The sequence below is a fragment of the Novipirellula rosea genome, from assembly GCF_039541335.1.
GTDB lineage: Bacteria > Planctomycetota > Planctomycetia > Pirellulales > Pirellulaceae > Novipirellula > Novipirellula rosea.
The window spans coordinates 319946-330800 of sequence record NZ_BAABGA010000120.1; the positions used below are offsets into that span (position 1 = coordinate 319946).

The window sequence follows — 10855 nt, forward strand, 5'->3', positions numbered from 1 at the left end:
GGTGAAGCTCAGCGGGGGAATCGAGACAAGGCGGCGAGCTGAACTGATTTATGAGGATCAGATATCGAGATCGTCGCACAGAAAAGGGGAACCGTCGTCAGGGCAAAATCGCACATTCGGTGACTCCGCGAGACTACGATTATGATAGTTTAACACTGTGCGATGATGTCGTGGGGGCTAATGATGCGTTGGCGTGTTTTCCATCGTGGCATCTGGAGCATTACCTGCGGCTCTCAAAGAAAGTCAATTTCGCCGTAGCAATACTCGCCAGAGCGTGGAGTGCTTCGCTGTATTTCCAGCGTCTGGCGACGGTAGCGACGGTTGGGGTGGACGCGCTGCACCCGATCCACGGCACCGGCGATTTCGTGCACCGGCAATTTCGTGCACCGGCAATTTCGTGCACCGGCGATAGCGACACTTTTCACTGTTTTCGAGGCGATCTCTTGGCGATAGAGCTTCAAACCGAATGCCCGGCCTGCGAATCGTCTGCTCAGATTGACGCATCGTTGATTGGGAAAAAGGTAGGTTGTCCCACCTGCCAACGGTTGTTTTACGCCAATCGAGCCCGCCCCGTCGCCGCCGGAAACCAGCTTGCCGCCGTGCTGACGCGTCCCTCGACAACGTCAGCCGAGCATCGCCCAGTGGCGTCAGTCCAGGGATCGCCAGTAACGGCATTACCGGCGTCCAACGACGTGTCCAAATTGCCTCAGCAACTCGGGCGTTATCAGCTTGATCGCGTGATCGGCGAAGGGGCGTTTGGAACGGTTTGGCTTTGCCGTGACACGCACACATCGCGCAGTGTCGCCCTTAAATTGCCTCATTTTGAATCCCGCGATAAAAAGCGGGCGGCACGGTTTATCACCGAAGCGAGAGCGGCCGCGGCATTGCGGCATCCCAATATCGTCGCGGTCCTGAATGCGGGGCGAGTCGGCGGACAACACTTCATTGCCACGGAATATGTCCCAGGGCCAACACTGGACGAATTTGCGGCAACGAAAATGCCGTCACAGCGTGAGGCGGCCGAGTGCATTCGTAAACTCGCGTTGGCTCTCGACTATGCTCATCGACACGAGATCGTGCATCGCGATGTCAAACCCCTGAACATTATCATCGATAGCAAAGGCGAGCCTCAGTTGCTGGATTTTGGGTTGGCCAAGCGACTCGATTTTGATTCGGCGTTAACGATCGACGGTTCGGTGTTGGGAACGCCCGCCTACATGCCGCCTGAGCAGGCGCGGGGGGACATTGCCGCGATTGGTCCGGCGACGGACCAGTATTCGCTGGCCGCTTGTCTGTACTTTTTGCTGACTGGGCAGTCTCCGTTTTCAGGCAATTCCGCAGCCGTGTTGCAGATGGCGATCCACAGTGCACCGACGCCGATTTTACAGCTAAATCCGCAAGTTGATTTGAACTTGGTCGCGATTTGTCAACGCGCGATGGCCTACGAACCCGCCAAACGTTACGCCAGTTGCGGGGAATTTGCACATGAGTTAAAGCTGTTTTTGCACGACTTGCCGGTACGTGCACGCCCCCTTTCGGTTCGCGAACGATTCTCAGGTTGGTGCCGTCGCAATCCCGCCGAGGCCAAGTTTGCCGCCGCCGTCGCGGTCGTGCTGTTGTTCGGCGTTCTGATCAGCAGCATCGGTTGGTTATCGGCACGACGAACCATGGCGGAAGCCACAGAGCGTGAACAGGACGCCGCAGCATTAGTGCAACAGCGTCAGCAAGTACAGACTGATTTGCAGCGACGATTGCGCGAAATTGAAACCGCGACGCGACGAGCTCAGGCAGCCCAAGCTATGGCTGAGAAGCAGCGCGCGACCTTTGAATACGAGTCGCTGCAATTGAATCAAGCCATTCAGCAGACTCAGCGAAATACCGCATTGGTGATCCAAACGACTGAATCGCTGAAAGCGGAAGAGACGAAAATCGCAGAACTTCATCAGGAGATCGCAGGCACCGCGACCACCGTCTCGGAAACAAAACAGGCGTTGGTTGCCATGCGTTTGCGAAGCGAAGCGGACCAATTGCTAAAGGAACGGTTGCAAGGGGTTCGGCACGCGATCGAATCAGAGAGTTTTGAGGAAGCGAGACGCAAACTGAATGAAATCCCCGAATCGCTTCAGGGCTGGGAAACGGGGGTTCTGTCCTCGCTTGTCGATCAACGGCAAGCGAAAATCAAAGTTCACACAATCGACTTGTCTCTATTGGGAAACGATTTTGGGACGCCGGAATGGCACTTGGTCGCCACCGATTCGCCTGACAAGTTTTTGTTGTTTCAGGCGGCGCAGTCGACGACGAAGTTGTTGATGATCGATTTTGCCTCGGCGTCGGCGGTCGACATCGGCGAGATTGGGTCGGTCAACGATGTATGCTTCAGCGAACAACTTGGATCGCTGACGCTTGCATCGGCGGGCCGCATTCCACGATGGACGACGGTGGCAAATCAGCAGCCTTTTGAGGAATTGCTGTACGCGGTATCTCCACCCGCGAATTCATTGTGGAGTATCGATCAGATGATCGTTCATCCGCGGCATGGGACGGTCTACGCGGCCGTCAGTGTTTCGAACCCCTACGAGTTGCTGCAGTCAGGATCCGCGGTCAATTACCGAGTCGCCGCTCGATTGCAACGAATCAAACGTGCCGAAGAACAACGCAAATTAGAGGGCCCCTTGATTGATCGTCATGCGAACGAGTGGTTTGATACGTTCCGTTTGATGCGAATGAATGGCGACAAACCGGGAGTGATTTGGGAGCGGTACAACGACGCTTCTGTGAGACGTTCGCTACAACGATTTCTTAACGACCGAAGTCAAGCGTGGGGCTCTGCAGAGATTGATCGGATCGAGACACCGTCCATCTGTGATGTCTATTCCGAGTCCGGAAAACATCACCTCGCCATCATGGCAAGTTATCAAATTGGGCTGCGTACCAGACCGCGTCCGGGGTTGCCCGTCAAAGCCCCCCACAATGAGATCATGACCATCATGGTGCCAATCTCCAATCGAGACCCAAATACGATCTTGCCAACGAAAGTGTTTGTCACCAGTCAGGATTGGTGGACGTTGAACCGGGGGCAGATCGGTGCGAGTTCGCTCTCGCTTCGAGAGCGGTCGGGAAGTTCGCGATCGACATGGATTGTTCCTTCCGAAATATCCGAACCGATGACCGAGGATGCTGGCGTCCTTGCTACTCGCAATCGTATCGGCAGCAGCGTTTTAGTGGTCGATTCCGCAACGATCAACCGACTTCGAGGCCCTTTAGTCTGGCAATCCGAAATACCGATCCACCGCTTTGCCCCGACACTTCGCTGGGTTACCTGTTATGCCGACGAAGGTGAACTGATGTTTGGCGAAGTTGGCAAAGATGATTTCCATGCAATTGCATCGCTAGATCACGAAGGATTCGGCGAATCGATGCAATTGACAGCGGACGCTCGCTATTTGTTTCGCAAAAATTCCAACTCGATCGAGTTTGTCGATATGGAACATCTTGTTCCTGTGGCGGTGCGGGATCCAGTGGGCGAGCCGAATGCGGAGGCGGATCCGTGAGCAACATTGTCAAAATCGAGCTGCCATCGCGATTCCAATTCAACCGCAAATTGGGGACCGGGCGTACTGCCCATGTCGTGTTGGCCAAGGATCAGGAATTGCATCGCGAAGTCGCCATTAAACTGATTCAGATTCGAACGTCCAGAACCGACGCGGTCGCGGCAAGCGTCAACTTTGATTCCGATACTCGTCGACGAGCGAGACGTGAAGTCGATCTGGCGTGTCGATTGCGGCATCCGCACATTGTCGCCGCTTATGACTTTTTCGAGACGCAATCGGCGATGGGATTGGTCCAGCAGGCGATTGAGGGAAGTGATTGGGCTGCCGAATCGACTCGCACGAGCGAACGCGAGCAGGTGTCGCGAATGCGGAAATTGGCGTTAGCGGTTCATTACATTCACGAACAAGGCTGGGCTCACGGCGATATCAAACCCGAGAATGTGTTGGTTGATGCAGATGGAGAACCGTACCTCTGTGACTTCGGTAGCGCCCGTCTTTTGACCGATTCCGGCGTTGCGGTTGGCGATGATCACGTCGCCTCGGATGACATTGAGATCAACGGCACTCCCGCCTACATGGCGCCGGAATGCGCAGCGGGACTGTCGCCCGCAAGCGTTGCTGCGGACGTTTACTCGTTGGGAATGTTGTTGATTGATCGGTTGACCGGGAGTTGCCCTTTTAGCGGAACGCCCGCATCGATTCTTGACGCGGTCGTCCATCGTGGTCCACCGCCGCTTGTTTCACTGGGGTATTACAGCAATCCGCGGATGCAGTCGATTGTTGACAAAGCGACTTGCCATGACCCAAGGGATCGCTACCAAACCGCTGCCGCATTTGCCGAGGATTTGAGCCATTATTTAGACAATCGTCCCTTGCTGGCCAAAGCATCCAATCAATGGGAACGATGGCGATTGTGGGGCAAACGCAATCCGACGATGCGAGTCTTGAGTGGGCTTTTTGTGTCGGTGCTTGTGTCAGCTATTTTGCTGGTGACTGCCAATTGGCGATCGGCCAACCTGCAAAGCAAGCGGTTGATTCAAAGCGAGACCCAACTCAATCTCGAATCCAATGCGTTGCGAAAGAGCGAAAGAGAACTGACCGTGTTGATCGAGACGCTACGACTGCGGCAAGCGGCGGTGCAGCGTGCCGAATCGCTTTCAATCCAGTTGCGAAACAACGCCGAAGCGATTCAGCTCGAACGGTTGGCGATGGTCGAGAAATCCAAGAAACTCGAGGCGGATGCCAAGCAGAAAATGCATGCCCTGCATATGTCGATTATCAAATCAAAGGCAGCCAACATTCGGTTAAAGTCACTCAGCGAACAATCCACCGCCGAGCGGTCACGATTACAAAGTTTCACGAAACAGATCGCTGCCAATGAAAGCCACGAAGCGATTGATGCCGCCATTGCCTCGATGCAAGCCTCGAACTGGGACGAAATGGAACTATCGCTTTCCGCAGTTCACGACGATTTCCGTGGGTTCCTGTATCACCATCTCTCGATGATCGCGTTTCAGGGAAGCGTGACGCCTCGCACTCAGACGTTCGATATCCCGTTCGACGTCGAAAAAGTGGTCTCGAGTCCCAGTGCCGCTGCGTTGGCCGCGTTTTCACGAGGGGGCCACGGCGTCTGGATCAATAAGGCAAGCCATCGGGTTGTTCCTCTGCCTGCACCCGACGAAATACGCAACGCTAGATCAGAGATCACAGCGGCCGCGATTTCCGCCGATGGGAATGACATTGCCATCGGCTGGGACCACAAGGGCAGCTCGCAGCGGATCACGACCTATCATGTCACAGACGATCTGATTCAAATCAAACACGATCATCGGCTATCTCAGAACGTGAACGCGATGCGGTTTGCCGGAAGAAATCTGTATGCGTTGGTCTCGTCGCAAAACGGAGACTCGATTGGCTTGCTCGACCTTCAAACAAACACGTTTGTTTGGCAACGTGAAGCCGAGTCTGACGCAGACGCCCGCACCCGTAACGCAATCATGTTGTTGGAAACACAATGTAATCCCTACTCGACGCTGGCGTTTGCACTTTTCTCTAACGCTTCCACGCCGCAGTTGGAAATTGTTTGCATTGACTTTCGTTCCGAAGACGCTCTGCCGATGGTTCACACCTTTGAGCTCGGGAACGTTGATTCGGCGTGGAACTTGACTTCGCTGTTCTTTTCAGAGGGCACCGCGATTGGGACGGTGAAAGAACAAGCCGTGTCGGTCGAACCTGTGTCACTGCAGACGCATGATGCGAAAGCGATGATCAACCGAAATCAAACCCTACCGATTCGTTTGTGGCGGATGCCCGATGGAGTTGGTGTCGGTTCATCACCACTTGTCCGCCAAGAGGCGATGGCGATGTCCATGACTGGCGGCGGGATGGGCATGGGCACGGGGATGGAAACGGGGGATAAGTTGAGTGACGTCTTTCCGGATTCCATCACGGGGCGTCTGGTGTGCATCGATCGCGACCAGTTGGAAGTGGTGTCGGTTGCTGCGTCCGAGGATGGGACGCCGTCTGAGTTGGTTTCACTGCACTCATTGCCACTGATCCCATCGATTCGGTACGTGCGAGGGTTGGCGACAGCGGACCATTCTCACTTCGTTCAGCGTGCGGATCACAAACTTGTCTTGCACCCGCTACAGCACCGACCGAATCACGTTTACGTCTCGGTCGAAGATTTCGTAGCCGATCTTCGCGAGTTCACCGATCGCAACAACCTCGATGCGATTCTGATGCAAGAATGAACTCGCCATCGATCATTGTGGTCAACGAAAACGCGGAACTGCGGGTTGGCGTCCCGCACACCGCGATGGACCCGAGCTCACGTTGCCGCGGAAAATTGGGGTGATTTTGTAGCCGAAATTGCGTCTCGCATGGCTAAAATAGGAGCGTCATGGTCCTGGAAATCGCCGCTCGGACGATTCGATCGTCGTGGCGGGAATCTTTCGTCGTTTTCTGGTGTTTTTGGGGTCGGCAGCGGGACAGATTTCGCTAATATGTCGCGACAAATTTGAGCCGGTCTCGGGATCCTTTCGCCTTCCTACGCCTATGCCTGAATCCTCTGCGCTGCCCTCAGGGATGTACTCTCTGTTTTTGGGTGCCTTGATCGTTTATCTGATCGCCATGTACGTGGTTGGCTTTATCGCCCAACGCCGCGTCCGCAACGTTGAGGATTTTGTACTCGCAGGCCGTCGACTGCCCACGTCGCTGGCCACGATCACGATTATTGCGACGTGGTTTGGTGCCGAATCGCTGATGACGACGGCGGACGAGGTCGGTAACGAGGGACTTCGCAAGGCGATGCTCGATCCGATTGGGATCGCGGGTTGTTTGCTGCTAGCCGGTTTGTTTGTCGCCGCGCCAATGTGGCGGATGGGAATTTTGACCGTACCCGACTTCTTTTTCCGCCGGTTTGGAAAAACGGCCGAGATCATGTCGTCGCTGATCATCGTGCCCAGTTATTTTGGCTGGGTAGCCGCCCAGTTTTTTGCCCTCGCGCAATTGCTTGATGTGTTCTTTGGGATTCCCCGTGAATGGGGCATCTTGGCGGTGGCGACGATCGGAACGGGCTACACGTTGCTTGGCGGGATGTGGACGATCACGTGGACCGACGCGATTCAGATGTCGTTCATCTTGCTCGGTCTGCTGCTACTTGGACATGCGATTTTGGTTCACTTGGGCGACGGATCGATGATCGAAGGGGTTTCGGTGATGCAAACCGAAATCGACGAATCACGCTGGCGGATTGCCGACCCGCCGACCTTTTGGCGTGACACGATGGTCGCGATCAGCGCGTTGGCGATCGGGGCGCTGGGGAATTTGCCAATGCAAGATTTGATGCAGCGAATTTTTTCGGCCAAGAGCGACCAAGTCGCCTCGCGAGCTTGTTTGTGGGCTGCAGCGGGCTATTTGTTGATGGGCGTCTTGCCGGTGGGCACGGGAATGGCTGCCCACTTGTTGTTGCCTCGTACCGACGGCGAACTCGATGGCGTGGTGATCCTGGTCGCCAGCAAGTTGCTCAATCCGGTGTTGCTGCTTGTCTTCTTTCTCGCGATTGTGTCGGCAGTGCTTTCGACGATCGTCAGTGCCGTGATGGCACCGTCGGCGGTGATGGCCCACAACTTGGTCGAACCGTTATGGCGGCGGACGCGTTCGACGCCTCCCAGCGAAAAAGGATTGTTGCGATTGCAGCGTGGGGCAATCGTATTGGTGACCGCAGCCTCGGCATGGTTGGCCTATCGTGGGGAGGGCGCCTACGAATTGGTTCAAGGGTCCTACTCGATGGCGCTCGTCAGTTTAGTGGTGCCGTTTTTGATTGGATTGAGATTCGAGAATATCCCATCGCTTGCCGCCAAGCTTGCGATGTTGTTCGGAATCACGGTCTGGTCGCTGCACATGTTGTTGGGATGGGAGGTGTTTTTCGAACCGTGGTTGGAGGCGTACGGAATGCCGATCCCTCACGAATTGGCGGGGACGATTTGCAGTGCGGTTGGTTTCGCAGTCGGCTGGATGCTGGGGACAACCGAAGCGGCCGAGACAGACGAAGTCACGGGTTGATCGCGGAATCGAGCCCAAGCTGCACCCCAACTAGTGGTTTGGCGGGCGCATAGAATAATCCCTGATGCGACAGTTTGGCATACAGGTGATCAATTGGCGTTTCGCATCGAGCGTGCGTCTTAAGAATGTAGTTTGCTAAGCGATTCGAGATCAGATAGCCCACCGTACCCAGCGGCGTTTCGCAAACACGATGAAACGGGCCATGCTTTTCCACGATACGAAACTTGCCGTTTTGACCAATGTTGCGTTGCAAGTGGATGTAGTCAAATTCGCGAGGGAGTGCGTCGCTGATCTCGACCAGTCCGAAGTCGGGATCGGGCTCGAAACAAAAATCGTCTTCCAGGATGCACGCCCAAGGCAATCGATAATCGACCACCCGCCGTAGCGCACGCAGATGTGCAAGATAACAACCAATCTCGCCAACTCGCATCTCTTGCAGCGTCTTGGCAGATACCGGCAACTGATCCGTTCGCCATTTGGCCGCTTCGACGCCGTCAACCACCTCGTACGGCAAATTCAGAGGTTGGATTTTGCTTAAGCCTGATTGACGACGATGCGGATCGTCGGGCAACGAAATCATGAATCGATGCATGATGGATTGCCTTTCTAATGATGAACCAAAATCGCAAACTGACGCAGCGACCGGGCGTTGCCATGCACCACAGGAATTTTGCCGATGCGGCGGCTGATCACCAATCCCTCGGGCGACACGGTGACTTCACCGATGCGGCGATCATGGACGCAGTAATTCCAGCCTTCGTCCGCGGCGTACCAGCGATGCGGTTGTTGGTGACAGTAGAGATTTAATCCCATTTGGTCGCCCCAATCGGTGGTTCCCGCAAGCTCAGGACCTTGCCGCATTTGGTGGGCTGCGGAAAAATAGCGATACAGCGTCGCGGCGGTACCCGCGGCAAACCCGCTGTTCAAAAACGGATTGCGTTTTAACAGTTCAAAGGCATGGCTTCGGTGCCAAGGATCGTGGATCGATAACGACCAGGCGGGGATCACGGCGTTGTGGGGGTAACCCTTAGGTTCGACCACCGCGTGGACCACGTCGGGACGCATCGCTACCGAATGCCAAAGCGAATCGAGTCGCGTTTGAAACACGACGTCCGAGACATCCCAATACGCCACGGCAGCGTTGGCTGGCAAACGCTGCGTGATCTCAGCGAATTCGTGAAGTCGCCGCACCGGAACCATGGTGCCGTTGCTGGGGCGAGCCACGACATGGACATCGGATAACTGCGTAAGACGCCGAATTTCAGACGGGTACAAACCGTAAGTGACCGCGATCACGGGACACGCGTTTCCCCAGGTTCGCAAGGAACGCAAAAACTGGTGTTCAAATCGCTGAAGATCGCGGCGATCAAACGCTGCGAGTACGTAGGGCGAGTGGGCGAGCGGATGGTGGTTTGAAGCGGGCTGCGGCATCGCGGCGGCAACGTGGTTGGATTTTCCAAGGTGAGTCGCTTTTGCGATTCCACAATAAGTAATGCCGATGCCTTGTCGACGCAGATCTTCGCAGCAGCACGAACATTCACATTGGTTCGGCGTGGAGCGAAATTGAACGGACTTGAGTACCTCGCCACGAAACAAACAGGCGCCCATCCCAACATGGCCGGCATTGGCGCTGGTTTGATTTTCAAGGTCATAGTCCGCGGCCACCGCGCCCAGCGTGGGGGAACGTTCAAGCCGATGAACGAGCGTGGCGATACAGTGCGGATCAAGCAGCACATCATCGTCGACGAACATCACCCAGTCGGCGGTGGCACGCTGTTTGATTTGATTACGCGCACGGGCGATGGTTTGCCACCGATTTCGATCGTCGCCGTGGGGCCACCCCGTTGCGATATGCAGTCGCACGTTGACATCGTTTTGGCGGTGGATCGCATCGACCACAACCGGTGGCGGTTCGCTGTGCGGGCGACACAGCATCAACACGTCAACGGCAGGCAACAGATCGCCCTGAATCGTCACGGGGTGAGGCCATCAACACGGTCCAAAAATCCATCGTCACATTGCGATACCGATCCGCTGCTTCGGTCTAGAAATCCATCGTCGCATTGGGATTGCGATGCGGACCGCAAGGACGTGAAATCATCGAGATGCGGATCTTTCAGTTCCTCGTCCCCCACTGTCCGGGCCGAACGAATGTCAGAATCGCAGGGCGTTTCATGTTCTTGTCGCGTCGCAAACACCCCGCTTGCACCAGTTTGAGCCTGCGCTGTCAACGTCGCTCGTTTCGTCCCGCCTGCCTGGTAATGGTCTCGTGATCGGTCGCAAGGAAGCGGCGGATAATATTGGGAACTCTCGGCGGCAGTCATCCCGGTGTGAACTTCCAACAAGGTCGGGCTGAACTCGGGCACGTACAGCACGCCGAGCACGCGAGGGGCGTCATTGAGTTGCTTTTGTAGCCCAGGCAACACTTCGGATTCGAGCAACCATGTCCCATTATCCCAAGCGAAATTTGCGGGGTTTTTGGGTAAAAACACGGCACGTACCTCCGTCACCAAAACGCTACGAATGATCGTCACGCGTGGCGATGGACGCTCGGTAGCCAACAACCACTCGCCACCGGGGTTGACTCCGCCGCAATCGGCCACAGGCAGTTGCTCGATTGACTGTAACGCCAACTCCGCCACGCGTGGCAAGGTTGCCGGAAACGTGACAGTACCGGCCAACAGCAATTGTCTATAGCGTTCTCGATCCATAGCTTGGCTCGTCATCAAAAGGGAGGA

6 protein-coding genes are annotated in these 10855 nt (G+C 55.6%); 3 read left to right on the forward strand and 3 right to left on the reverse strand.

Annotation, left to right across the window (positions count from 1 at the left end; translation table 11 throughout):
* Positions 1 to 119: 119 nt before the first annotated feature.
* From ABD971_RS33475 to ABD971_RS33485, 3 genes are all read left to right on the forward strand, one after another.
* Positions 120 to 3551, forward strand: a complete 3432-nt coding sequence (locus ABD971_RS33475) for a serine/threonine protein kinase (protein ID WP_345327992.1) — start codon at positions 120 to 122, stop codon at positions 3549 to 3551.
* Positions 3548 to 6304 carry a serine/threonine protein kinase gene (locus ABD971_RS33480; RefSeq protein WP_345327993.1) on the forward strand — a complete coding sequence of 919 codons (2757 nt, stop codon included), beginning with the start codon at positions 3548 to 3550 and terminating at the stop codon, positions 6302 to 6304. Before ABD971_RS33475 ends, ABD971_RS33480 begins: the two co-directional genes overlap by 4 nt.
* Positions 6305 to 6608: 304 nt before the next feature.
* Positions 6609 to 8117 carry a high affinity choline transporter 1 gene (locus ABD971_RS33485; RefSeq protein WP_339936288.1) on the forward strand — a complete coding sequence of 503 codons (1509 nt, stop codon included), beginning with the start codon at positions 6609 to 6611 and terminating at the stop codon, positions 8115 to 8117.
* On the opposite strand, the gene ABD971_RS33490 is transcribed toward ABD971_RS33485, so the two are convergent.
* From ABD971_RS33490 to ABD971_RS33500, 3 genes are read right to left on the reverse strand one after another with little or no spacing between them, the layout of a single operon-like run.
* Complete coding sequence (locus ABD971_RS33490) at positions 8107 to 8709, reverse strand: glycosyltransferase family 25 protein (RefSeq protein ID WP_345327994.1); 603 nt, start codon at positions 8707 to 8709, stop codon at positions 8107 to 8109. The genes ABD971_RS33485 and ABD971_RS33490 overlap by 11 nt on opposite strands.
* Before the next feature lie 14 nt (positions 8710 to 8723).
* The gene (locus tag ABD971_RS33495; RefSeq protein ID WP_345327995.1) at positions 8724 to 10073 is read right to left on the reverse strand and encodes a glycosyltransferase; all 1350 of its coding nucleotides are present in this window, start codon (positions 10071 to 10073) and stop codon (positions 8724 to 8726) included.
* Between the two features lie 17 nt (positions 10074 to 10090).
* On the reverse strand, positions 10091 to 10843 hold the full coding sequence (locus tag ABD971_RS33500) for a hypothetical protein (protein WP_345327996.1): 753 nt from the start codon (positions 10841 to 10843) through the stop codon (positions 10091 to 10093).
* Positions 10844 to 10855 lie beyond the last annotated feature (12 nt).